We start from the raw sequence: 24,125 nt of genomic DNA on the forward strand, positions 1-24,125 counted from the left end.
GGGTTTCTCCTGCGCTGATCATCATGTTTTACTGCACACGCGACAACTGAAATTTTCTCGGTCCGTTCGACGGCCCCGGGTCCAGTCGAGCGGGCATGACAGCGCAGTGGAGCAGCCGCTGCGGTGTCGATGGCGATCGCTCGATCGCAGACGGAACGGCCTCCTAAGTGGCAACCGGAAGATGGATGGACTTGCAGAATGAGCTTGATTGACAGAATTCGCGGCCCCTGGGCGCGGCGCTTCGCGGTGGCGGCCATCGCGGCGGCCCTGTTACCGGGTTTCGTGAGCCTCGCCGGCCAGTCAGCCTCCGCTGGGGCGTTCTCCCGGCCCGGCCTGCCGGTCGAGTACCTGATGGTGCCGTCGCCGTCGATGGGGCGCGACATCAAGGTGCAGTTCCAGAAGGGCACCGGCTCCAAGGCGGTGTACCTGCTCGATGGCCTGCGCGCTCGCGACGACTACAACGGCTGGGACCTCGAGACCCAGGCGTTCGAGTGGTTCTACGAGACGCCGCTGTCGCTGGTCCTGCCCGTGGGCGGCCAGTCCAGCTTCTACTCCGACTGGTACGCGCCGGCCTGCGGTAAGGCCGGGTGCCAGACCTACAAGTGGGAGACGTTCCTGACCAGCGAGCTGCCGCAGTGGCTCGCCGCCAACAGGGGCGTGTCCACCACCGGCAACGCCGCGGTCGGCCTGTCGATGTCGGGTAACTCGGCGATGATCCTGTCCGTCTACCACCCGGACCAGTTCATCTACGCCGGCGCGCTGTCTGCGTTCCTGAACCCGTCGGAGGGCCAGTGGCCGTTCCTGATCAACATGGCGATGGGCGACGCGGGCGGCTTCAAGGCCAACGACATGTGGGGTCCGACCGAGGACCCGAACAGCGCCTGGAAGCGCAACGACCCGATGTTGCAGATCCCGACCCTGGTCGCGAACAACACCCGGTTGTGGGTGTACTGCGGTAACGGCACGCCCAACGAGCTGGGTGGTGCGAACCTGCCCGCCGAGTTCCTCGAGGGCCTGACGATCCGCACGAACATCGCGTTCCGCGACAACTACATCGCCGCGGGCGGAAACAACGGTGTGTTCAACTTCCCGCCGTACGGCACGCACAGCTGGGAGTACTGGGGTGCTCAGTTGCAGGAGATGAAGCCAGACTTGATCTCGCATCTCGGTTCGTAAAGCACGTCAGAAGTCCCCGGGCGCAGCACGCGTCCGGGGACTTTTGTCTGTGGTGAACAATGAGCGTCATGAGCGCAGTCAACGCCTTGGTCGCACATCAGGACTCCGCCGGGGAGATCTCCCTGCGGCACGAAGTCGTCGACGACGCCTTCCTGCCCGACGGTGAGGTCACGATCTCCGTCGAGTACTCGGGGATCAACTATAAGGACGCACTGGCGGTGACGCCCAAAGGTGGTGTGGCCCGCTCGTATCCGCTCATCCCGGGTATCGACGTGGCAGGCACCGTCACGGCGTCGTCGTCATCGGACTTCGCGGTGGGTGACCGGGTCATCGCGCACGGCTACGACATCGGCATCGGCAGGCACGGCGGATACGCCGACACCGCCCGTTTCCCGGCCGACTACGTGGTCAAGCTCGAGGGGTTGACGACGGGCGAAGCCGCCGCGATCGGAACCGCCGGATTCACCGCGGCCATGAGCGTCAACGCGATTCGCGCGCACGGCGTCCGGCCGCAGGACGGGCCGGTGCTGGTCACCGGTGCGACCGGAGGCGTCGGCAGCATCAGTGTCGACCTGTTGGCCGGGCTCGGCTACGAGGTGATCGCATCCTCGGGGAAGGCCGAAGCCCACGACTATCTGATGGGCCTCGGCGCGTACCAGGTGATCGGACGGCTGCCCGAGGAGGGGGAGAAGGTTCGTCCGCTCGGCAAGTCGAAATGGGCGGCCGTGGTCGACAGCGTCGGCGGCGACACCCTCGCGTATGCATTGAGCACGCTGAATTACGCTGGTGTCGCGGCGATTTCGGGCCTGGCCCGGTCCGCTGACCTCCCGACGACGGTGATGCCGTTCATTCTGCGCGGTGTCACGCTCGCCGGGATCGACTCCGTGCAGCTCGCCATCGGACCGCGCCGCGAGATCTGGAAGCAGCTCGAAGGAGAGCTCAGGCCCAAGCACCTAGCGGACGTCACCAAGGACGTCACGATATTGGACGCTCCGCACACCCTGCGCACGATCATCGGCGGCGGCGTCACCGGTCGCACCCGTGTGGTCGTGCACGACGGCTTCTGATTTCCTCGCGAGCAGACGCGAAACTGCCCAAAATCGCCGCAAAATGGGCAGTTTTACGTCTGCTCGGCGACGGTAGGGGAGGAGTTACTTCAGTTCGGCCGACGACAGCCCGAGCAGGCGCCGCGCGACCACGAGCAGCTGAATCTGTTGGGTGCCCTCGAAGATGTCGAGGATCTTGCTGTCGCGCGCCCACTTCTCCAGCAGCGTGACCTCTGAGTAGCCGACGGTGCCCGCGAGTTCGACGGCCTTGAGGGTGATGTCACTGGCCACCCGGCCGGCCTTCGCCTTGCCCATCGACGCTTCCTTCGAGTTCGGAATGTCGTTGTCGGCCTGCCACGCCGAGCGCACCATCAGCAGATACGCGGCCTCCCAATCGGATTCCATCCGCAGGAACTCCGCGGCCGGTGCGCTCTGGGCATGCGACGGCTTGTCGTAAGAGATTTCGACACCGGCTTCGGTGAGCAGCTTGCGCAGCTCCTCCAGCGCGGCGCGGGCGATGCCGACAGCCATCGCGGCGACGACGGGCCGGGTGTTGTCGAAGGTCTCCATGACCCCGGCAAAACCCTTCTCCACGTGGATCTCCGGGCTTCCCAGCAGGTTCTCCTTGGGGATCCGGACGTTGTCGAACCGGATGACCGCGGTGTCGGAGGCCTTGATGCCGAGCTTGTCCTCGAGCCGTTCGACCGTCACGCCGGGGTGCTCACGCGGCACGATGAACGACTTGATCGCCGCGCGGCCCAGAGACTTGTCCAGCGTCGCCCACACCACGATGTGGGTGGCCCGCGAGCCCGCCGTGACGAAGATCTTCTCGCCGTTGATCACGTACTCGTCGCCGTCGAGCTTCGCCGTCGTCGACACCGCCGCCGAATCGGAGCCGAAGCCCGGTTCGGTGATCGCCATCGCGGCCCACACGTCCTTGCCCAGCCGCTCGAGCTGCTCAGGGGTGGCGACGCTGGAGATCGCGGCGTTGCCGAGCCCCTGGCGCGGCACCGAGAGCATCAAAGCCACGTCGCCCCAACTGATCTCCATCACGTTGAGCACGGCCGACATGTTGGCGCCGTTGTGGTTGACGTCCCTGGGCTCGTCCCCACCGGCGAACGCCTCGGCGCCCGCGAACGCGAACGCCTTCGCATCCTGAATGCCCTCGAAGAGGGTGGCCAGGGTGTCCAATTCGACCGGGTACTCGTGTTCGCGCAGATCCCACTTGCGGGATATCGGGCGCAGCATCTCCGCGGCACCCTGATGGGCCTTCTCGATGACCGCCTCGAGCTTGCGCGGCAGTTCCAGATTGATTGCCATGGTTCGACTTTCGCTCGTAAGACTCAGATGACTACGACACCCTCGGCGACGCCGATGGCGCGCAGATCGCGGTACCAGCGCTCGACGGGGTGTTCCTTGGTGTAACCGTGGCCGCCGAGCAGCTGCACACCGTCCAGGCCGATCTGCATTCCCTTGTCGGTTCCCAGCCGCTTGGCCAGCGCGGCTTCGCGGGCGAACGGCAGGCCCTGGTCGGCCCGCGATGCGCCGCGCCAGGTGATCAGGCGCAGACCGTCGAACTCGATCGCCATGTTGGCGCACATGAAGGCGACCGCCTGGCGGTGCGCGATCGGTTCGCCGAAAGCGTGGCGCTCCTTGACATATGGCACGACGTAGTCGAGCACCGCATGCGACGTTCCGACGGCCAGCGCCGCCCAGCCGAGCCGAGACAGCGCGAGCGCCTCCGAGTAGTCCTCATCGTTGGCGCCCTCTTCGCCGAGCCGCGCCGACAGTGGCACGGTGACCCCGTCGAGCGACACCTGACCGATCGCGGCCCCGCGGATGCCCATACCCGGGTCCGGCGTGACGCTGAGCCCCTTCGACGACGATTCGACGATGAACAGCGCGGGCTTGCCATTGAGTTGCGCTGCGACGATGAACAATTCGGCGTTCGCGGCCGCCGGCACCAACGACTTCACGCCGTCGAGGCGGTAACCGCTCGGCGTGCGCACGGCCGTGGTCTTCAACGCGGTCGGATCGAACAGCGGACGCGGTTCGGCGATCGCGACGCAGGACTGCGGGACGTTCTCGCCCGCGAACTCCTTCAGATAAGTGGCCTGCTGATCGGCGCTGCCCCAATGGGTGAGCGCCGATGCGACGCCCGCGGGAGCCAGGATCGGCAGCGCGAGGCCCATGTCGCCGTAAGCGAGTGCCTCGGCGACCAGGACATTGGTGACGGCCGCGCGGTGCGCCGCTATGCCCTCGAAATCTTCGGGCACGTTGATCGCGGTGATGCCGAGTTCGGACGCCTTGGCCACCAGGTCGACGGGGTAGTCGGCGGCCTCGTCGGCTTCGCGCGCCGCCGGGCGGATGACTTCGTCGGCGAACTCGCCGACCGTCTCGACGATCATCTGCTGTTCGTCGTCGGGAGTGAGATCGAAGTAGTCCGATCCGCTCTTCTTCAACCGTGTCGGGCCGCTCTGATTACCCGACACGCGCTTGAACTGTCGGTTGGCGGCGCCCGCGACGGAGAAGACCTGCTTGACGCCGTACTTCAATCCGCGGTTGAGCGGGTCGCGCAGGTTGTAGCGATCCAGGAACTCCTGACCGACCAGGGGAGTGACCAGCGCGAGCCCGAGATCGGTCGCGGAGCGCTTGTGTTTCTTCAAGCCGACGGCGCTTTCCTTGCCGCTTCGCTTGGGCTTGGATCCGTTTTTCGACGGCAGGTTCTTGCTCATTTCGACTGCCTCGCTTTGATTGGGGACGTCCGAACTCGTCGAACTGACTCCAGAGTAAGGTATCGGAACTGACTCACAAGTAAGTTGTTGTCGAACTCACAGCAGCCGACGCAGAACTTCATCGTGTAGCAGGCCGTTGGTCGCGACCGCGCTGCCACCGTGAGGCCCGTCCTCGCCGTCGAGGTTGGTGAACCGGCCGCCGGCCTCGCGCACCAGGATGTCGAGTGGCGCCAGGTCCCACGTCGACACCTCGGGCTCCATCGCGATGTCGACGGCGCCCTCCGCGACGAGGCAGTAGTTGTAGAAGTCGCCGTAGCCGCGCACCCGCCACACGGCGTCGGTCAACGCGACGAACCGGTCGCGAATGCCGCGGTCGGCCCAGCCCGAGAGGCTGGAGAACGCCAGGCTCGCCGACCCGAGGTCGCCGACCTTCGACACGGTCAACCGACGTTCCGCTTGCCCGCTCACCCGCGCGAAAGCGCCCCGGCCGGCCACCGCCCACCATCGACGTTGCAGCGCGGGCGCACTCACCACGCCGAGCACCGGAACGCCGTCGTGCAACAGCGCGATCAGCGTCGCCCACACCGGCACGCCGCGCACGAAGTTCTTGGTCCCGTCGATCGGGTCGACGACCCACTGCCTGCCCACGAATTCCTTCGTCCCGCCGAACTCCTCGCCGAACACCGAATCGTTCGGGCGCTCCCGCTCGAGTCGCTGCCGGATCATCGACTCGACCTCGAGGTCGGCGTCCGTGGCGGGGGTCAGGTCGGGTTTGGTTTCGACGACGAGGTCCACCGCGCCGAAGCGGGCCATCGTCCTGGCGTCCGATTCGTCGGCCAGGGCCAGTGCCAGTGCCAGATCGTCCGCCTCGGAATCCATGCCTGTCGTCCTACCATGTCGGGATGTGGGAATTCGCGGTGATACTGCTGCTGGTCGGTGCGCTGGTGCTGCTGGCCCGGCCGATGCTGATGCGCCGCCGCGGCGCGCCGACCGACTGGCCCTCGGGTCAGTTGCTGGTCACCGGCGTCAGCCCGCGACCCACTGACGTGACCGGGCCCCAATACGTGACGATCACCGGCGTCATCAACGGCCCCACGGTCAACGAGCACGTCGTGTACCAGCGGCTCGAGGTGGACGTCGACGACTGGCCGACGATGGGCCAGTTGTTCCCGGTCGTCTACTCGCCGAAGAACCCCGACAACTGGCGGTTCGCGCCGCAGGGCCTGCCGCCGGACGCCGCGCCGCCGCCTCCGCCGCCGCAGCCGTACCCCTGATCAGCCGTGCCCGATCCTCAGCATTTCGGCCACGCTGGTCAGCTTCACGCGCGGCCGCCCATGCGGTTCACCCGCTGACCGTTCGTACTCGTCGATCAGCCGCCAGTGGTCGTCGGTGATGACCTTCGGCTGACGCTCGACCAGCCATTCCGCCAGCCGTCTCGAATGGTTCTCGTCGAAGTCGGACAACTGCGCACCGGACAGATCGGCGATCAGCGTGTCGACCGTTTCCTGCGAGTCGCTCTTGTTGCTGCCGATGACACCGGTCGGGCCCCGCTTGATCCAGCCGACGACGTACTCGTTGCGGCTGCCGTCGACGCGGCCGCCGGTGTGCGGGATCGTGCCGCTGCGTTCGTCGAACGGCAGGCCCGGCGTCGGCACACCGCGATAGCCGACCGCGCGCACCACCAGCTGGGCCGGCACCTCCTCGCGCTCGCCGGTGTCCTTGGCGACGATGCGGCCGTTCTCCTCGACCAGCTCGTTGCGCCCGAGCACGATCGACTCCACGCGCCCGTCGCCCCTGATCTCGATCGGCGAGGTGCGGAACCGGAACACGATGCGCCGCTTGGCATTCTTGGGTGTCTGCTCGGCGTAGCCGCGCAACACCTTGATGTTGTTGCGGACGGTCTTGCCCGCCGCCTCGAGATCCTCGTCGGTGATGTCGGCGAAGTCGGCGGGATCGATGATGACGTCGACGTCGCCGAGCCCCTCGAGGTGTCCGAGCTCGCGCAGCTCCAGGGTGGTGAACGGCGCCTGCAACGGACCGCGCCTGCCGACGACGAGGACCTCCTCGACCCCGCGGTCGTGCAGCGACTTCAATGCGTGGTCGGCGATGTCCGTCGCGGCCAGCACATCGGGGTCGGTGACGAGGATCCGCGCAACATCGAGTGCGACGTTGCCGTTGCCGATCACGACGGCGCGGCCGCTGGAGATGTCCGGCGCGATCTCCTCGAAGTGCGGGTGCGCGTTGTACCAGCCGACGAAATCGACGGCGGCGACGCTGCCGGGCAGGTCCTCGCCCGGGATGCCCAGCGCCCGGTCCGACTGCGCACCGACGGCATAGATCACCGCGTCATATTGTTCGGCCAACTCGGCGGGATGCACGTGCTCGCCGACCGCGACGTTGCCGAAGAACCGGAACCGCGGATCGAGCGCCGTCTTCTCGAACTGGGCGCTGATCGACTTGATCTTCGGATGGTCGGGGGCCACACCCGAGCGCACCAGCCCCCAGGGGGTCGGGAGCATCTCGAGCATGTCGACGCGCACGTCGGCGTCGTCGGCGGAGTCGGCGAACTTGAGCAACGACGCGGCGGCAAAGTAACCCGAGGGCCCTGAGCCGACGATCGCCACGTGGTAGGGGCGCATGGATACCTTTTGTCGAGTTTCCTGTCGCTGTCCGGCCTCGCGCAGGGGGCTGTCGCGTCGGGGCCGGGCGGTTACGCCTCCGATGCTAGAACGCGCACCGCGTTCGTTGCCGCCAGTCGTGAGAACCGGCCTGGATCGGCACCCGGGTAACCTGAACTCCCGTGGATCCTGACCGTCAAGCCGACCTCGCCGCACTTGACTCCACCCTGACCACGGTGGAGCGGGTGCTCGACGTCGAGGGCCTCCGCGGTCGCATCGAGAAGCTCGAGCACGAGGCCTCCGACCCGAACCTGTGGGACGACCAGACGCGTGCTCAGAAGGTGACCAGCGAGCTGTCGCACGCGCAGGGCGAGTTGCGGCGCGTCGAGGAGCTGCGGCAGCGGCTCGACGACCTGCCGGTGATGTACGAGCTGGCCGCCGAAGAGGGCAGTGCCGACGAACTCGCCGAGGCCGACGCGGAGCTGGGCAAGCTGCGCGAGGACATCGAGGCGATGGAGGTCCGCACGCTGCTGTCCGGCGAGTACGACGAGCGCGAGGCCGTCGTCACCATCCGCTCGGGGGCCGGCGGGGTGGACGCCGCGGACTGGGCCGAGATGTTGATGCGCATGTACATCCGCTGGGCCGAACAGCACGACTATCCCGTCGAGGTTTTCGACATCTCCTACGCCGAAGAGGCGGGCATCAAGAGCGCGACCTTCGCCGTGCACGCGCCGTTCGCCTACGGCACGCTGTCGGTCGAGCAGGGCACCCACCGCCTGGTGCGCATCAGCCCGTTCGACAACCAGAGCCGCAGGCAGACGTCGTTCGCCGACGTCGAGGTGTTGCCGGTGGTCGAGACCACCGACCACATCGACATCCCGGAAAGCGATGTGCGCGTTGACGTCTACCGCTCCAGCGGGCCGGGCGGGCAGTCGGTGAACACCACGGATTCGGCGGTCCGGCTGACCCACATCCCGACGGGCATCGTGGTGACGTGTCAGAACGAGAAGTCGCAGCTGCAGAACAAGGTTTCGGCGATGCGGGTTCTGCAGGCAAAACTGTTGGAGCGCAAGCGCTTGGAAGAGCGCGCCGAGATGGACGCCCTCAAGGGCGACGGCGGCAGCTCGTGGGGCAACCAGATGCGGTCCTACGTGCTGCACCCCTACCAGATGGTCAAGGACCTGCGCACCGAGTTCGAGGTCGGCAACCCGGCCGCGGTGCTGGACGGGGACATCGACGGATTCCTGGAAGCCGGGATCCGTTGGCGCAAGAGCCAATCAGACGATTAGCGCCGAGATGAACAGCACCGTACTCGCCTTCGACTTCGCCGAGCGCTGGACCGGCTTCTGGACCGGCAACATCGGGGTGTGGATCCTCGACCGCGGGGTGCGCATCGCGCTCCTGCTGATCGGCGGCGTGCTGGCGGCGCGGTTCATCAACTGGGGCGCAATGAAGGTCGTGCGACGCCTCGACGCCGAGTACGCGGGCAGCGACCAGTTGGTGCGCTCGGAGACCACCAAGCACCGCCAGGCGGTCGCGTCGGTGATCTCGTGGGTTTCGGTCGCGCTGCTGTTCGTCATCGTGATCGTCGAGGTGACGGACATCCTCGCCATCCCGATCGGATCGCTGGTGGCCCCCGCCGCGGTGCTGGGCGCCGCGCTGGGCTTCGGCGCGCAGCGGCTCGTGCAGGATCTGCTCTCGGGATTCTTCATCATCACCGAGAAGCAGTACGGCTTCGGCGATCTGGTGTCGTTGACGGTGACGGGTGTCGCGGCGCCGGCCGAGGGCACCGTCGAGGACGTCACGTTGCGCGTCACCAAGCTGCGCTCGAGCGAGGGCGAGATGATGACGATCCCCAACGGTCAGATCGTCAAATCGGTCAACCTGTCGAAGGACTGGGCGCGCGCCGTCATCGACATCCCCGTCCCGACGTCGGCCGACCTGAACGAGGTCAACGACCTGCTGCACAGCGTCGCCGAAAGCGCCTACGAGGATCCGGGTCTGCGCGATCTGTTGCTCGATGCCCCGCAGTTGATGGGGGTGGAGAGCATCGAGCTCGACACCGTCAATCTGCGGATGGTGGCGCGCACCCTGCCCGGTAAGCAGTTCGAGGTCGGCCGTCGGCTCCGTGTTCTGGTTATCCGTGCGCTGCGCCGCGGCGGCATCTCGTCACCGGGTGACGGGCACAACCCGATGGTCGCCGCGATCCCGCATCCGGCGGCTTTCCCCGAGGGCGGCGAGCCGACCCAACCCACCCCGGAGCAGAAGCCGTGAGGAATTGGTTTCGGGGCCGCCTGGGCCGGATGCGGGTGTCGACCGTGGTCCTCATGGTCGCGTTCGTGGCGCTGTTCTGGGTGAACCAGACCTTCGAGCCGCCACCCACCCCGCCGGCGGCGCCCACCCCGGCCGTGGTGCCGCCCGGTTTCGTACCCGACCCGAACTACACGTGGGTGCCGCGCACCAACGTGCGGCGGCCCACGCCCACCACGACCACCACCACGACGACCACGACAAGCCCGACCGAGACCACGACCACCACGTCGCCTACGCCGACGACGACCGTGATCGACCCCGACGGCCCCGGGCCGCGGCAACCCACCACCGAGACCCTCGGACCGGAGACGACACCGACGACGACGCAGCAGCCCCTGTTCCCCCCGCTCCCGCAGTTGCTGCCGGCGCCGGCCCCGAGTCCGGTCAGCTAGGGCATCGCTGTTCCCCCGCTACACTGGCGTGCCGTGATGATCACCCTCAACAACGTGACCAAGCAGTACAAGTCGTCTGCGCGGCCCGCGCTCGACAATGTCTCGGTCAAGATCGACAAGGGTGAGTTCGTCTTCCTCATCGGGCCGTCGGGTTCGGGCAAGTCGACGTTCATGCGGCTGCTGCTGGCCGAGGAGACCCCGACCCATGGCGACATCCAGGTGTCGAAGTTCCATGTCAACAAGCTGCCGGGCCGGCATATCCCCAGCCTGCGCCAGGTGATCGGCTGCGTTTTCCAGGACTTCCGGCTGCTGCAGCAGAAGACCGTCTTCGAGAACGTCGCGTTTGCGCTCGAGGTCATCGGCAAACGCGCCGACACCATCAACCGCGTGGTACCCGACGTGCTGGAGATGGTCGGGCTGTCCGGCAAGGCCAACCGCCTGCCCGCCGAACTGTCCGGTGGCGAACAGCAGCGCGTCGCGATCGCCCGGGCCTTCGTGAACCGCCCGCTGGTGCTGCTCGCCGACGAGCCCACGGGCAACCTTGACCCCGAGACCAGCAAGGACATCATGGATCTGCTCGAGCGGATCAACCGCACCGGTACCACGGTGCTGATGGCCACCCATGACCACCACATCGTCGACTCAATGCGTCAGCGGGTCGTCGAACTCGAACTCGGCCGGCTGATTCGCGACGAGCAGCGCGGCGTCTACGGAATGGATCGCTAGTGCGCTTCGGCTTCCTCATCAACGAGGTCCTCACTGGATTTCGTCGCAACGTCACCATGACCGTGGCGATGATTCTGACGACCGCGATCTCGATCGGGCTCTTCGGCGGCGGCCTGCTGGTCGTGCGGCTGGCCGATCAGTCCCGCAACATCTACCTCGACCGCGTCGAGAGTCAGGTGTTCTTGACCAACGACGTCTCGGCCAACGACCCGTCGTGCGACGCCGACCCGTGCAAGGCGCTGCGCCAGCAGATCGAGGACCGCGACGACGTGCGTTCGGTGCGCTTCCTCAACCGGGACGAGGCCTACGACGACGCGATCAAGAAGTTCCCGCAGTACAAGGACGTCGCGGGGCGTGATGCGTTCCCGGCGTCGTTCATCGTCAAGCTCGACAATCCCGAACAGCACAAGGATTTCGACCAGGCGATGGTCGGCCAGCCCGGCGTGCTCAACGTGCTCAACCAAAAGGAGCTGATCGACCGGCTGTTCGCGGTGCTCGACGGAATCAGTAACGCCGCGTTCGCGGTGGCGCTGGTGCAGGCGGTCGGCGCGGTTCTGTTGATAGCCAACATGGTCCAAGTCGCGGCCTACACCAGACGCACCGAGATCGGCATCATGCGCCTGGTCGGAGCCAGTCGCTGGTACACCCAGTTGCCGTTCCTCGTGGAGGCAATGCTGGCGGCATTGATCGGTGTGGTCATCGCGATCGTCGGGCTGATAGTGGTGCGGGCGCTGTTCCTGGAGAACGCGTTGAACCAGTTCTATCAAGCGAATTTGATCGCCAAGGTCGACTACGCCGACGTGCTGTACTTCAGCGCACCGCTGATGTTGTTCCTCGGGCTGGCGATGTCGGGCATCACCGCGTACGTCACACTGCGGCTCTACATACGAAGGTAGCCGTGGCCAAAAAGGGCGCCAAGAAAGCCGATCCGTCCCGCTCCGGGAACAACAAGGTTGTCGCAACCAATCGTAAAGCGCGGCACAACTATTCGATCCTGGAGACGTTCGAGGCGGGCATCCAGCTGGTCGGCACCGAGGTCAAGAGCCTGCGGGACGGGCAGGCATCGCTGGCCGACGCGTTCGCCACCGTCGACGACGGCGAGGTCTGGCTGCGCAACGTGCACATCCCGGAGTATCACCACGGCACCTGGACCAACCACGCGCCGCGGCGCAACCGCAAACTGCTGATGCACCGCAAGCAGATCGATCAGCTGATCGGCCGGATTCGCGACGGCAACCTCACACTCGTGCCGCTGTCGCTGTATTTCACCGAAGGCAAGGTCAAGGTGGAACTGGCGCTGGCCCGCGGCAAGGAAGCCCGCGACAAGCGCCAGGACCTGGCCCGCCGCGACGCGCAGCGCGAGATCACCCGCGAGTTGGGTCGCCGCGCCAAGGGCATGACCTGATCGGAGTCGCGCTGGCGCTGGCGTCGGCGCTGGGATACGGGATCAGCGATTTCGTCGGAGGGCTGGCTTCCCGCCGCATCGCCGCGCTGCGCGTCGTGCTGGTCTCCTATCCGATCGCGATGGTCGTGCTTGCCGCGGTGGCGGTGCCGATCGGCGGCGACGTATCCCAGGGTGCGGTCGTGTGGGGCGTGCTGTGCGGGGTCTCGCAGGCGTTCGGCGTGTGGTGGTTCTACGCCGCACTCGGCTCGGGACCGATTTCGGTGGTCTCGCCGCTCACCGCGATTCTGGTGGCCGGCATCCCCGTCGGGGTCGGGTTGGCGCTGGGGGAGCGGCCCGGGCTGATCGCGGGCGTGGGCGTCGTGCTGGCGCTGATCGCGGTGGTCCTGGTCAGCCGCGAGGCCTCCGACGAGGACGTCAAGGAGCACCGGTTCACGCCGAAGGTGGCGTGGCTGACGGTCGGCTCGGGCGTGGCGTTCGGGCTCAACTTCGTGCTGATCGACCAGGCGCCGGTGGAGGCCAAGCTGTGGCCACTGGTGTTCGCACGGGCGTCGGCGACGGCGGTGGTGATCCTCATCGCGGCGCTGAGCCGAAACCTGCGCCCGCCATCCGGAGACCCGCTGAAATTGGCGGTGCTGGCCGCGTTCCTGGACGTCGGGGCGAACATCGCGATGCTCTTGGCGCTGCAGGCGGCGCTGCTGTCGCTCGCGGGCGTGCTGATGTCGTTGTATCCGGCGGCGACGGTGCTGCTGGCGATCGTGGTGCTGCGCGAGCGGGTCACCCGATGGCAGGCGTTCGGGATGGTGCTGGCACTCGGCGCGGTGGCGATGATCGCCGCGGGTTAGCGCGGTTGCGCGAATAGTTGCATATACATCCGGTCGGGTGAGGCACCATAACGACCGGGAGGCGGGTGAAGGGGTGTCGCTCAGAGATTATCGGCTGCGATGTGCCGTTCTTGTCGCATTGCTCGTCGTCGTTGCCGGTAATGCGCTGGCGCCGTTCGGACGCAATGTGGCCACTCTTGTATTGAGCGCGTTGCAAGCGGTCCTGGGCATCGCGATCGTCGCTATCGGATTCTCGGTGGCACGCAGGGTCACAGGTCCGTCTAGATGGTGGCGAATACTGATCTCCTCGGCGTGTCTGAGCTGGCTCATCGGTGACCTGATGTTCTGGGCCCGGGGAGGACCGGCCGACGGCCGAGTGGCAAGCGCCGTGGAGATCGTGGCGTATCTGTTCCCTGCAATGCTCATCGTCGTCGCGGTGGTCGTGTTGGGCCGCGCCGGTGTCGAAGCTCCCGACGGTCCCGACCATCCGGCGCACGGGTATTCCGCGGTCGCTCCCGTGCTGGACGGGATCGTGGCCGCCATCTCCTTCTCGCTGCTGTCCTACGTCGCCGGATACGGTGGATTGGCCGCCGCGGCGTTCCCCCGATCGAAGGATCCCTCCGTCCTGGTCACCTATTCGCTGCTGCAATTGTGCGCGGTGGTGGCGGCGGTGTACTTCGCCGTCCTCTACCGGCCCGGCCGGCCGTTTCGCGCGAACTGCCTGCTGTTGAGCGGCGGTGTCATGCTGCTCACGTGCGCGGACCGATTGGTGGCGTATTTCCGGTCGGTCAACGTTCATAACGGAGACCTGTGGGGCGGTGGCGCGTTCGTTCTCGGGCTGGTGTTGGTGGTGTACTCACTGGCCGAACCGGCACCACCGCCGGAGGGGGCGGCCGAGGCCGGCGAGCGGGTGATGGATTACGTACAGCTGATCCTGCCCTACACCGGATTCGCCGGTATGGCACTGCTTTACGCCTTTCACCAATTGCGGGGCCAGCAGCTCGACGCGGTGCTCGTGTGTGGAGCGATCGTGATGGTCTTGCTCGTCGGCGCGCGGCAGGTCTTCGCGATGCGTACGCAGAACAGGCTGACCGTGCGGCTGTACGACGCACAGCGCCGGCTGGCGCACCAGGTGCACCACGACGCGCTGACCGGGCTGCCGAACCGCCTGCTGTTCGGTGAGAGGCTCGAAAGTGCGGCTGCCAGCGGCGATTTCGTCCTGATCTTCGTCGATCTGGACGATTTCAAGGACATCAACGACCGCTTCGGACACGCCGGGGGTGATGAGCTGCTGCGCGCAGTCGGCGGTCGCCTTCGTCGTTGCGTGTCCGATACGGACACCTTGGCCCGCATCGGCGGTGACGAGTTCGCGATCCTGATCAAGGACGGCGTGACTCCGCCCGAGGTCGTGGCCGACCGCATCCGGGCGGCGCTGCGCGAGCCGTTCGCCCTGCACGGTTCCAGCGCGCGGATACGCGCCAGCATGGGCTTGGTGCGCCTACGCGCCGACGGCGACTGCCAGACGCCAGATGATCTGCTTCGCAAGGCCGATCAGTCGATGTACGAGGGCAAGCGTCTGGGTAAGGACATCGCCGTGGTGTACCCGTCGATCACGGGGTTGGCGGCGGACTTTCCCGCCGCGCTGCGCCAGGCCGGCGGGGATCCGCCCGCCGGGTTTTACCTGGTCTACCAGCCCATCGTTCGGCTACCCGAGGAGACTCCGGTGGCAGTGGAGGCGCTCGCGAGATGGACCGCGCCGGACGGTGCGCAGATCCCGCCCGAGACGTTCGTGGCCGCAGCCGAGGTCGCCGGGCTCGGGGGTGCGCTCGATGCGATGATCCTGAATCTGAGTTGTCGGGAATTCACCACGGCCGGAATATCTCTCGATTTGCACGTCAACATCGGAGCGGCGCGGTTGCGCGAGCCGGGTTTTGACGAGGTGGTGGCGCAGACGCTGGCCCGCCACGGCGTGGAGCCCAGTCGGTTGACGCTGGAGATCACCGAGACCGTCCCGATCATCGATCTCGACGCCGCGGCCGCACAAATCCTGCGGCTGAACGCCATTGGGGTCAAGGTCGCGCTTGATGATTTCGGCGCGGGGTACAACTCGCTGACCTATCTGCACGCGTTGCCAGTCCAGGTCGTCAAGCTCGACCGCAGTCTGTTGGCCGGGACCGAACGCGCCCGGGACGCCACCCTGTACCGCTCGGTGATCGCTGTGTGCGACCCGTTGGGCCTGGAGGTCGTCGCCGAGGGCATCGAGACCGTCGAGCAGGCCGAGATCGTGGTTCGCGCTGGGTGTCGATTGGCGCAGGGGCACCTGTTCGGGCTGCCGGGCGCGATCACCGATCATGCGGTCGGATCGCTTGCGGCCGACACCTCGTGACGGTCCGGCGTTCCGCGAATGCCCGCTGACGACGCGCGGTACGGTCGGGTCGTGAGCGGCAGTGCTTCGCGTCCTGTGACGCAGCTGGACAAGGCGACGGTGCTCGATGCATTGTTCGCGCAGTGGGACGGCATCGATGAAGTGGTCGACGGGTTGACCGATGCGCAGTGGTTGGCGCCGTCGCCGCTCCCCGGTTGGTCGGTTCGCGACATCGTCGCGCATGTGGTCGGAACGGAGTCGATGTTGCAGGGCGTCGGCACGCCGGAGGCCGACATCGACGTCTCCACGCTCAAGCACGTGCGCAACGACATCGGGGTCATGAACGAGCGGTGGGTCCGGCATCTGCGGGCCTTACCGGTCGAGGACTTACTGAAGAGGTTCCGCTCGATCACCGGACAGCGGCGGGAAGCCCTGGCCGCGATTTCCGAGGGCGACTGGAACGAAGTCACCCTCACACCTGCGGGGCCGGACACCTACGGCCGATTCATGCGGGTGCGGATCTTCGACTGCTGGATGCACGAGCACGACATCCGCGACGCACTCGGGCAGCCGGTGAGCGACCGGGCGGGGCGGCCGTCGGAGCTCGCGCTGGACGAGATGGCGGCCAGCATGGGCTTCGTGGTGGGCAAACTGGGCCGGGCGCCGGACGGATCCCGTGTCTCGATCGTGTTGACCGGGCCCCTTGGCAGGACGATCAACGTCGCGGTCGAGGGCCGCGCGCACGTCGTCGAGGACTTCGGCGGCACCGAGCCGACGACCACCATCACGCTCGACGCGCTGCTGTTCGCCCGGCTGGCAGGGGGCCGGACCTCGTTGGCCCAGCACGCCGACGCCGTCGGGTACAGCGGCGATGAAGAGGTCGGCAGGCGCGTCGTCGAGCACCTCAACTATGTGATCTGAGCTGCAGCGATGTGCCTGTGAGGGCATAAATGGTTGTGGTGAGGCGTTGCAGGTCGCGTAGGATGGGATGTCCCGCCGAAGGTTGGCGGGCATGGTGTTGGACAACTCAACAAGGGGCTGAACGGTTTCGACTTCGAGCGTCGAATCAAGGGAAGCGTGCCGGTGCAGGCAAGAGACCACCGTAAGCGTCGTTGCAACCAATTAAGCGCCGATTCCAATCAGCGCGACTACGCCCTCGCTGCCTAAGCGACGGCTAGTCTGTCAGCCCGGGAGAGCCCTCGACCCGGTGTCTGGCATCAGCTAGAGGGATAAACCGGTGAGTTCGGTCGCGGGACTCATCGGGACACCAAACAGCGACTGGGATCGTCATCCTTACTTGTTCGCGTGATCAGGAGATCCGAGTAGAGGCATAGCGAACTGCGCACGGAGAAGCCTTGAGGGAACGCCGTAGGACCCGGGTTCGATTCCCGGCAGCTCCACAAAAAAAAGGGCCACGTCCAAAGACGTGGCCCTTTTGGCTTTGTTCCGGACGGTATCCCAGCAGCCGTGGGAAAGACCTACTCCGGGAACGTCATGCTCCAGCCGCGGTAGGTGTAGTTGGCGTCTCCCACACTGGGACTGGGCAGGATCTGGATGTTGCTCCCGTCGCCGTATCCCGGTGACAGGCCCTGCACGCCGGCGGATATGTACGTTCCGTCCCCGCGGGAAATGTCGATGTGGGGCCCCACGAATCCCTTACTGAAGACGAGTGCCCCACGTGGGGGATTTCTGTCGGTGTGAATCTTGCCTTGTTCGAGAAGAGCTTGATACATGGTCTCGGACGCGCCGTCCCAACCGAATTCGGCCTGCGACACGCCGAATGCGTGGGCCACCAGAGCTTCGCATCCGTAGATGCCGAATTCGTCTGTCCCAAGGAGGCTTTCGGCCTTGGCGATGGCGGCCCCGATATCGGGGATGGTGGACCGTGGTTCAGCGGGTGCACTCGGCGCGAAGGTTAGCATCGCGGCGAGCCATACGGCCGGCAGAAGCAGACAGTTTCGGAGGTTCATATCACCCGGTTCCAGTTCTCGACCTGCATGCTGACATTGTGTAGCCATCTGCCCGCCAGCGCATCACGTGGCACTTTGGTCAACCATCGACCGGTGTGGTCTACGGTTGTTCCTCCCCGCGCCCTCGTGGCAATCGCAGGATCCGCGCGGCCTGGTCGGGCGTGGCGACCGGCCGGCCCACCCGCCGGCACAGCGCCACGGCTTCGGACACCAGGTCGACGTTGGTCGGTGTGCGATCGCCGCCGTAGAACTCCAACCCCACGTGAAGGTTTCCGCCGCGTTCGAGAGCCAGCTCGGCCAGCCGATCTGTGCACAGGTCACCGCCGACGAGGGAAACCGCCCACGGGATATCGCATCCGTCGAGCAGCTCGAGGTATGTGTCAAGCGCGCGTTCGGTCGGGGGCAGCCCGAAAGGCGCACCGAGGTAACCCCTTTCGGTGGAGAAGTACAGCTTGATCATCGCGCCGGTGGGCAATCGGCCAGCGCGCCACCATGCGAGGGTCGCGCGCAGGAAGCCCGGTTCGTAGATCGCCAGACTCGGGCCCAGTCGCCCGTCGCGGCAGATGTCGAATGCGCGGCCGATCACCGCGAAGGAGTTGCGGTACACGAAGTCGCCAGACGGCAAGCCGTCGGCGTCCCTGCCGCCCAGGTTCACCGAGCCCGGGTCGGTGATCCCGATACGCATCCCTGCTGCGGCCAGTGCGACCAGATGCTCGTAGGAGCATGCGCCGTCGGCGTCCAGATGAATCGTCGGATAGAGCAAGGCGTCGGGCCGGGCGTCGAGAATCGGGCGCCACCCTTCGAGGTACCGCTCGACAGCGCGCTCCACGCTGACACCGGGCAGATCGATGTGGTTGTGCACGATCGCGGCGCCGGCCTGTATGCAGGCGAGGGCGTCGGCGGCGACCTCGGGAGGTATGACGGGAACGTGCGGATTGGTGGCCTTCGGCGTCACGCCGTTGATCGCGCATTCGATGATGACGGGCTCCATCGACAACCTTTCGGACGCTCGAACCTGCGGAATCGAACTGAGCAAGCGGTTTACGATCGTCGCACGTCACACGACGTTCGTTGGCCGATCAGCGTCGTTGAGATGCTCGCCGCCGCGGCCTAGGGTTCATATGTGACGAGTCGCCCGGCCTTCGTCGATTTTCATTTCGACGTGATGTGTCCCTACGCGTATCAGACGTCGCTGTGGATTCGCGAGGTCCGGGACCTCACGGGCCTCGAGGTGAACTGGCGGTTCTTCAGCCTCGAAGAAGTCAACCGTCAGGAGGGCAAAAAGCACCCGTGGGAACGGGAGTGGTCCTACGGCTGGTCGATGATGCGCATCGGTGCGCTGTTGCGGCGACGCTCGATGGCGAACCTCGACGCGTGGTACGCGCGGGCGGGGCGGGCGTTGCATGTGGACGGGCACAAGCCGCACGAGAAGGCCGTCGCCCGGCGCTTACTCGCCGAACTCGGTTTCGATCCGCAACTGGTCGACCAGGCGATCGCGGACCCGACCACCGGAGACGAAGTGATGGCCGATCACCAGCGGGTGGTCGACGCCGGGGGATACGGCGTGCCGACGATGTTCTTTCCCGACGGGCAGTGCCTCTTCGGCCCGGTGCTCATTGACCCGCCCACCGGTAAGGCGGCGCTGCGGCTATGGGACGCCGTCGTCACCTGGACGGAGTTTCCCCACCTCTACGAGCTTCAGCGGCCCAAAACCTCCGACGACGAGAAGCTGATCATCGACACCTTCCGCCCGTATCTGGAGGCTCGCGACTGGGTGTCCATCAATCGAGGCGAAGTCATCACCTTCGACACCAACGCCTGATCGGTGGGCGGGTGCCCGCATCTGCCTGGGTGTTCCACTGCGACCTGGACTTACAGGGAATCTCGCTGGGGGCTACGACGCCGGCCGGCTCCGGGTGCGCCGTGGGAGGGCGACCTTGCTCACCGACTCCATGGCCACCGCGAATCGGGGGTAGATAACGGCTGGCCCCACCCAGCGTGCCAGGAAGGTGCGCAACTCCGCGCCGTTGCGGTGAGTGCGGTTGCTGTCCACCAGATATGAGTACAGGATCCGCAGGAGGAATTCGGACAGCCCGCCGAGGGCCTCTTCGTCGAAACCGTTTGCCTCCCAGTCCACCTCGTAGCGGTGGAGCATGGATCGGCTGAAGGCGAGCGCGGTGTCGGAGGCCAGCGAGGGTGCGAGCTCACCCCTGGACCGCTTGCTCAGGATGTAGATCATCCGGTCGTCGTTCGAGAGATGCTCGATCGCGAAGGCCAAGCCTTCGACGACCGCCGTGACGGCATCCGTTTCGCCGGCGACATGGTTCGCCAGCTGCTCGAGGAAACCGTCGCCGGAGCGCATGACCGTCGCGAGCAGTAGCGCTTCCGTGCCGGGGAAGTAGCGGTACACCGTTTGCCGGGTGACACCCAATGACCGTGCGACGTCGGCGATCCGCATCGCTGAGCCACGCTCGGCGATGATGTCGTCGGCGGCATCGAGGATGCGGTTGATCGCCTCCTCGTCCGAGGTCGGGGTGTTGCCCGACCAGCCGTGGCGCCGTGCCACTATTCGCCCATTTCCTCGGCCCGCATGCCGGCGATCATATCGGCGGCGGCGCCCCCACCCGCCCTCACTTCGAGCCCGCGCCGACGGAATACCATCGCGCAGCGCTCTTCGGCTCCTGGTCGTACCGTTCGCGCCACCGTCCAGCGAAGCGTGGGAGGTTCTCATATGCCGGATCGTGGTGCGGCCCCTGTGAACGGACAAGGCCGGTGAGCATCGCTATCATCTCCCGCCTGGGCACGCCGGAATAGGTGCCCTGCCCGGGGCCGGTCAGCTGCCGGGCGGCTCGTGCCGCGGCCAGCATCGCCCGCGGTGTCAACCCATCTGGCAGCAACCGGCCGTACTGGCCACCTTCCGCTGCGGGCACGTGCTGTTGGAACCCACTCGAGACGATGGACAGGATCTCACCCATGTGCTTGACGACGGCGCCGATGGTCCTGGCGCGGTAGAGAAAGTCGCCGTGCACGGCGTCGTAGACCATCAACGCGGAGCTGCGATGTTCGATCTCTTCGACGAAGTGCCAGAGGAACAGCGACGCCACGCGTTCGTCGCCGGGCCAGAAGAGCTTGTCCTCGTGGTCGAGGAAGACCTTGAAGTAGGGCGTGAAGGTGTTCTCGATGACCGCGGTGTAGGCGAGCCGCCACGCCAAAGGCTTTGTCGCGGTGAGCCGGTCATAAGATTCGATCACCCCGTCCATCGTCTCCTGCAACCCCGGCCAACGCCGAACCAGCGCCCGGAAGTGGCTCATGTGCGCCGCCGAATGCTGCGCCTCCTGCCGCAGGTAGGCGTTGGCTTCCTCGATGTGTCGCCGATCGCGCATCAAGGGAATGGCCTCGCGGGTCGCGTCGACGATGAACTTCTCGAATCCCGGCGCGAAGAAGGTGATCAGGTTGCACTGCATCGCGAACGCCGGTCGCTCCGGATTCCAGTTGAACGGCACATCGTCACCCGTGAGATCGAATCGGATGCGCCGAATCTTGAGGTTCGTCATACGACTGATTCCTGCCGGTCGAGGTGATCGCGATTTAGACCATACGCTCTATGCGTTGTGTATGATTAGCGAATGCGCCAGTCGGCGGTAGAAAATCCAGCGATCATCGGCGAGGGCGACCCGCTGCTCGGTCTGCCGTTCGACGATTCAGATGACGTCATTCGCACCGCCGTCGCCGAGGCGAGTGTGCCGGCGCTGTTGATGTCGATGGTGCACATGACCGGTGACATGGGCCTGCTCGACGAGCTGCCCAGGCCGTATGCGCTCATCGCGATGGACCTGCAGGGCGCCATGAGCGAACCGGACAAGCAGAAGGTGCGCGATCGCGCAGTCGCGGTGGTTCGCGACTACCGTGATCGTGGCTGCCCGCCGCCGTTCGTGCCGAACGCCGAACAGATGCGGTCGATGCTCGACGTGATCTCGGCGGGAACGGTGACCGAGGAGTTCGTCGACTATGTCGCCGCGGATCTGCGGTTCACCGACGCCGACCAGTCCGGCCCACCACTGGCGTCGACAGCGCAGCAGCGCCAAGACTTTCCCGTCGTCGTCATCGGCTGCGGCGAGGCCGGGCTGCTGGCCGGGGTCAAGCTCAAGGCGGCGGGTGTGCCGTTCACGATCGTGGAGAAGCGGTCCGCTGTCGGCGGCACCTGGCTGGCCAACCGATATCCGGGATGTCGCGTCGACATCGCCAGTCAGTACTACACGTACTCGTTCGAACCGACCGATTACTGGCGCCATTACTACGCCGAGCAGCCCGAGATCCTGCGGTACCTCCAGGACGTCGCGACCAAGTACAACATCGTCCCGCACGTGCGTTTCGACACCGAGGTGACCGGTGCGATGTGGGATGAGGCGTCGGCGCTCTGGCGGGTGGCGATCCGGCGGGCCGACGGCCGCGTCGAAGAGTTGTCCTCGCGCGCCGTGATCTGCGCCGTGGGCCAGTTCAGCAACCCGGTGATTCCGGACATCAAGGGCGCCAACAGTTTCAGTGGGCCGGCCTTCCACACCGCGGATTGGCGCGATGATGTCGATCTGACGGGTAAACGCGTTGCCGTCATCGGCGCGGGGGCCAGTGGATTCCAATTGGTGCCTGCCATCGCGGACTCGGCGTTGCAGGTCGATGTCTACCAACGCACCCCGCAGTGGATGGCGCCCAATCCGATGTACCACGACGCCGTTCCCGACGGCGCGAGGTGGGCCATGCGTCACCTTCCTTATTACGCACGGTGGTTGCGGTTCGTGTCGTGGTGGCCGATCGCCGACGCACTCGACGAGCAAGTGAAGATCGATCCCGACTGGGACAACGGCGGACTGTCGTGCAACGCGTCGAACCACGCCATCCGCGAGATGTTCATCGCCTGGATGCGCGTGTTCTGTACCGACGAAGAACTGCTGGCGAAGGTCACGCCGAGCTATCCGCCGATGGGCAAGCGGACATTGCAGGACAACGGAACCTGGCTGACGACGTTGCAGCGCGACGATGTCGAGTTGATCGCTGAGCGCATCGCCGAGATCACCCCCGACGGTGTCACCACCGCCGACGGAGTGCATCGCCCAGCCGATGTGCTGGTGTGGGCCACGGGGTTCGATGTCAACCACCAACTGGGCCCGATCAACGTAAAGGGTATGAACGGGGTCGAGCTCAACACCGCCTGGGGCGATTCGGCCTACGCCTACCTGGGCATCACGGTGCCGGGATTTCCGAATTTCTTCTGCATGTACGGTCCGGGTACCAACGCGGTCAACGGCGCCAGCATCATCTACAACTCCGAGTGCCAGATGCGCTACATCATGGCGTGCGTCGACATGGTGCTGGCGGGTGGTTACGACTGGGCGATGCCGCGGGCCGACGTGTGCGATGACTACAACCGGCGCAACCAGGAACGCCTACGGCAGATGGTGTACAGCCATCCCGCGGTGTCCAGCAGCTATTACAAGAACTCTTCGGGAGGGTTGCCCACACTGTACGGCTTCCGCATCTTCGACTACTGGCGATGGACCAACCGCTGCAATCCGGCGGACTACGAATTGCGGCGCGCGGACGCGGCGCGCTGAACTCAGCCGATCCATAGGTACTCGAGGATGGCCGTGCCGACCGCTTCGGGCTGATCGATCTGGAGGAAATGCCCGGCATCGGGAATGGTGCGGACCCGGCTGCCCGGCGGCAGTGCGTCGATCGCGCCGTCGAGATAGCCCAATTGGATCGCGCCGTCCTCTTCGCCCTGCAACACGAGGATCGGATGGGTGGGCAACTTGAACCGGAAGCGGTGCAGACCCGCGTATTGCGATGCGGGGCGGGTGAATCGCGCTGCGGCGCGGTAGTACGCCACCGCCGCCCGACGGTGCGCGAGCGAAGGCAGAGCTTCCATCGTCTCGGTGACGCCGTCGCCAACGTGCGCTCCACGTGGGGACCAGTCCTTCCAGAGCCGGGGTATCACGCGGTGCAGCACTCGCTCCGGTGCGGCGGGCAGCTGGAAGAACAGTACGTACCAACTTCTGCGCAATTGGATCGCCGACATTCGCAGGTGCTGACCCAGTCCGCGCCTCGAGTTGTCGATCGCGGCAAGCGGAGGAACCGCCATCGCGATATGTGCGCTGAATGGAGAGCCGGGATACGCCGCAAGCGCACTGGCTGTGAACGCGCCCCAGTCGTGGCCGATCAGCACGGCATCGGATGGCCGACCCAGGTGTGAGTACAGGTCGACCACATCGCTCATCAGGGCACCGATGGTGTAGTCACCGTCGGGAGCCGGCCCAGTCGGGCCATAGCCGCGCGTGAACGGTGCGATCACGTGAAATCCGTTGGCTGCCAAAATCGGCGCGAGCTGTCGCCAGTTGTGCGCGCTGTCAGGGAATCCATGCAGGCAGATGGCCAATCGGCCATCGTCGGGCCCCCAGCTGAGCGCGCTCATCCGCAGGTGCGGCAGATCGTATTCGATGGCCCTAGGCTCGGTCATTTCGTGACCATACATTAACGCGCAAGTGTATTGTAATCGTCGCGACC

General features: G+C 66.0%; 23 protein-coding genes and 1 other RNA gene. 15 read left to right on the forward strand and 9 right to left on the reverse strand.

Annotated elements, in window-relative coordinates; translation table 11 throughout:
* Positions 1–198: 198 nt before the first annotated feature.
* Both A5698_RS20500 and A5698_RS20505 read left to right on the forward strand, forming a co-directional pair.
* The gene (locus A5698_RS20500) at positions 199–1,176 is read left to right on the forward strand and encodes an esterase family protein (protein ID WP_068300536.1); all 978 of its coding nucleotides are present in this window, start codon (positions 199–201) and stop codon (positions 1,174–1,176) included.
* Between the two features lie 68 nt (positions 1,177–1,244).
* Positions 1,245–2,243 carry an acrylyl-CoA reductase family protein gene (locus A5698_RS20505; RefSeq protein ID WP_068300538.1) on the forward strand — a complete coding sequence of 333 codons (999 nt, stop codon included), beginning with the start codon at positions 1,245–1,247 and terminating at the stop codon, positions 2,241–2,243.
* Positions 2,244–2,327: 84 nt separating this feature from the next.
* Here the strand turns inward: A5698_RS20505 and A5698_RS20510 are convergent, their stop codons facing one another.
* From A5698_RS20510 to hisN, 3 genes are all read right to left on the reverse strand, one after another.
* Positions 2,328–3,542 carry an acyl-CoA dehydrogenase family protein gene (locus tag A5698_RS20510; RefSeq protein WP_068300540.1) on the reverse strand — a complete coding sequence of 405 codons (1,215 nt, stop codon included), beginning with the start codon at positions 3,540–3,542 and terminating at the stop codon, positions 2,328–2,330.
* A gap of 23 nt (positions 3,543–3,565) precedes the next feature.
* Positions 3,566–4,957: an acyl-CoA dehydrogenase family protein gene (locus A5698_RS20515; RefSeq protein ID WP_068300542.1), complete on the reverse strand. Its 1,392-nt coding sequence runs from the start codon at positions 4,955–4,957 to the stop codon at positions 3,566–3,568.
* Positions 4,958–5,053: 96 nt separating this feature from the next.
* Positions 5,054–5,836 carry a histidinol-phosphatase gene (gene hisN, locus A5698_RS20520; protein ID WP_068300543.1) on the reverse strand — a complete coding sequence of 261 codons (783 nt, stop codon included), beginning with the start codon at positions 5,834–5,836 and terminating at the stop codon, positions 5,054–5,056.
* 23 nt (positions 5,837–5,859) lie between these two features.
* Between hisN and A5698_RS20525 the strand changes: the two genes are divergently transcribed.
* The gene (locus A5698_RS20525; protein ID WP_068300545.1) at positions 5,860–6,231 is read left to right on the forward strand and encodes a hypothetical protein; all 372 of its coding nucleotides are present in this window, start codon (positions 5,860–5,862) and stop codon (positions 6,229–6,231) included.
* On the opposite strand, the gene A5698_RS20530 is transcribed toward A5698_RS20525, so the two are convergent.
* Positions 6,232–7,596, reverse strand: coding sequence for an FAD-dependent oxidoreductase (locus A5698_RS20530; RefSeq protein ID WP_068300547.1), 1,365 nt, complete (start codon positions 7,594–7,596; stop codon positions 6,232–6,234).
* Positions 7,597–7,757: 161 nt separating this feature from the next.
* On the opposite strand from A5698_RS20530, the gene prfB reads away from it, so the two are divergent.
* The 10 genes from prfB to ssrA all read left to right on the forward strand — a co-directional run bounded on the left by prfB (position 7,758) and on the right by ssrA (position 17,000).
* On the forward strand, positions 7,758–8,864 hold the full coding sequence (gene prfB, locus A5698_RS20535; protein ID WP_068300549.1) for a peptide chain release factor 2: 1,107 nt from the start codon (positions 7,758–7,760) through the stop codon (positions 8,862–8,864).
* Positions 8,865–8,871: 7 nt separating this feature from the next.
* A complete protein-coding gene (locus tag A5698_RS20540) occupies positions 8,872–9,849 on the forward strand; it encodes a mechanosensitive ion channel family protein (protein WP_068300551.1) in 978 nt (325 codons plus the stop codon).
* On the forward strand, positions 9,846–10,280 hold the full coding sequence (locus A5698_RS20545; protein ID WP_068300553.1) for an Rv3103c family proline-rich protein: 435 nt from the start codon (positions 9,846–9,848) through the stop codon (positions 10,278–10,280). The genes A5698_RS20540 and A5698_RS20545 overlap by 4 nt, the downstream gene beginning before the upstream one ends.
* A gap of 36 nt (positions 10,281–10,316) precedes the next feature.
* Complete coding sequence (gene ftsE, locus A5698_RS20550) at positions 10,317–11,006, forward strand: cell division ATP-binding protein FtsE (protein ID WP_067082029.1); 690 nt, start codon at positions 10,317–10,319, stop codon at positions 11,004–11,006.
* On the forward strand, positions 11,006–11,902 hold the full coding sequence (ftsX, locus tag A5698_RS20555) for a permease-like cell division protein FtsX (protein WP_068300554.1): 897 nt from the start codon (positions 11,006–11,008) through the stop codon (positions 11,900–11,902). Before ftsE ends, ftsX begins: the two co-directional genes overlap by 1 nt.
* A 2-nt stretch (positions 11,903–11,904) precedes the next feature.
* Positions 11,905–12,411 carry an SsrA-binding protein SmpB gene (gene smpB / locus A5698_RS20560; RefSeq protein ID WP_068300555.1) on the forward strand — a complete coding sequence of 169 codons (507 nt, stop codon included), beginning with the start codon at positions 11,905–11,907 and terminating at the stop codon, positions 12,409–12,411.
* Entirely contained in the window at positions 12,408–13,253 is an 846-nt protein-coding gene (locus tag A5698_RS20565; RefSeq protein ID WP_084792541.1) for an EamA family transporter, read from the forward strand. The genes smpB and A5698_RS20565 overlap by 4 nt, the downstream gene beginning before the upstream one ends.
* Before the next feature lie 166 nt (positions 13,254–13,419).
* Positions 13,420–15,618 (forward strand): putative bifunctional diguanylate cyclase/phosphodiesterase, encoded by a 2,199-nt coding sequence (locus tag A5698_RS20570; RefSeq protein ID WP_231967471.1) that lies wholly within the window; start codon positions 13,420–13,422, stop codon positions 15,616–15,618.
* Between the two features lie 51 nt (positions 15,619–15,669).
* Positions 15,670–16,518, forward strand: coding sequence for a maleylpyruvate isomerase family mycothiol-dependent enzyme (locus tag A5698_RS20575; RefSeq protein ID WP_502688963.1), 849 nt, complete (start codon positions 15,670–15,672; stop codon positions 16,516–16,518).
* Between the two features lie 113 nt (positions 16,519–16,631).
* Positions 16,632–17,000: a transfer-messenger RNA gene (gene ssrA, locus A5698_RS20580) on the forward strand.
* Between the two features lie 75 nt (positions 17,001–17,075).
* Here ssrA and A5698_RS20585 read toward each other — a convergent pair.
* A complete protein-coding gene (locus A5698_RS20585; RefSeq protein WP_231967472.1) occupies positions 17,076–17,519 on the reverse strand; it encodes a hypothetical protein in 444 nt (147 codons plus the stop codon).
* A gap of 148 nt (positions 17,520–17,667) precedes the next feature.
* Positions 17,668–18,558, reverse strand: a complete 891-nt coding sequence (locus tag A5698_RS20590; RefSeq protein WP_068300561.1) for a beta-keto acid cleavage family enzyme — start codon at positions 18,556–18,558, stop codon at positions 17,668–17,670.
* Positions 18,559–18,690: 132 nt separating this feature from the next.
* On the opposite strand from A5698_RS20590, the gene A5698_RS20595 reads away from it, so the two are divergent.
* Entirely contained in the window at positions 18,691–19,389 is a 699-nt protein-coding gene (locus tag A5698_RS20595; protein WP_068300563.1) for a mycothiol-dependent nitroreductase Rv2466c family protein, read from the forward strand.
* A 72-nt stretch (positions 19,390–19,461) separates the two neighbouring features.
* On the opposite strand, the gene A5698_RS20600 is transcribed toward A5698_RS20595, so the two are convergent.
* Together A5698_RS20600 and A5698_RS20605 are read right to left on the reverse strand one after the other, a co-directional pair.
* Entirely contained in the window at positions 19,462–20,133 is a 672-nt protein-coding gene (locus A5698_RS20600) for a TetR/AcrR family transcriptional regulator (protein WP_068300565.1), read from the reverse strand.
* 64 nt (positions 20,134–20,197) lie between these two features.
* Positions 20,198–21,121 carry a metal-dependent hydrolase gene (locus A5698_RS20605; RefSeq protein WP_068300567.1) on the reverse strand — a complete coding sequence of 308 codons (924 nt, stop codon included), beginning with the start codon at positions 21,119–21,121 and terminating at the stop codon, positions 20,198–20,200.
* Positions 21,122–21,193: 72 nt separating this feature from the next.
* On the opposite strand from A5698_RS20605, the gene A5698_RS20610 reads away from it, so the two are divergent.
* Positions 21,194–23,176, forward strand: coding sequence for a flavin-containing monooxygenase (locus A5698_RS20610; protein ID WP_068300569.1), 1,983 nt, complete (start codon positions 21,194–21,196; stop codon positions 23,174–23,176).
* A gap of 2 nt (positions 23,177–23,178) precedes the next feature.
* Here A5698_RS20610 and A5698_RS20615 read toward each other — a convergent pair whose 3' ends face one another.
* Positions 23,179–24,078: an alpha/beta fold hydrolase gene (locus tag A5698_RS20615; protein ID WP_068300593.1), complete on the reverse strand. Its 900-nt coding sequence runs from the start codon at positions 24,076–24,078 to the stop codon at positions 23,179–23,181.
* Positions 24,079–24,125 lie beyond the last annotated feature (47 nt).

The organism is Mycobacterium sp. E136, from assembly GCF_001666865.1.
In the GTDB taxonomy this organism is placed as follows: domain Bacteria; phylum Actinomycetota; class Actinomycetes; order Mycobacteriales; family Mycobacteriaceae; genus Mycobacterium.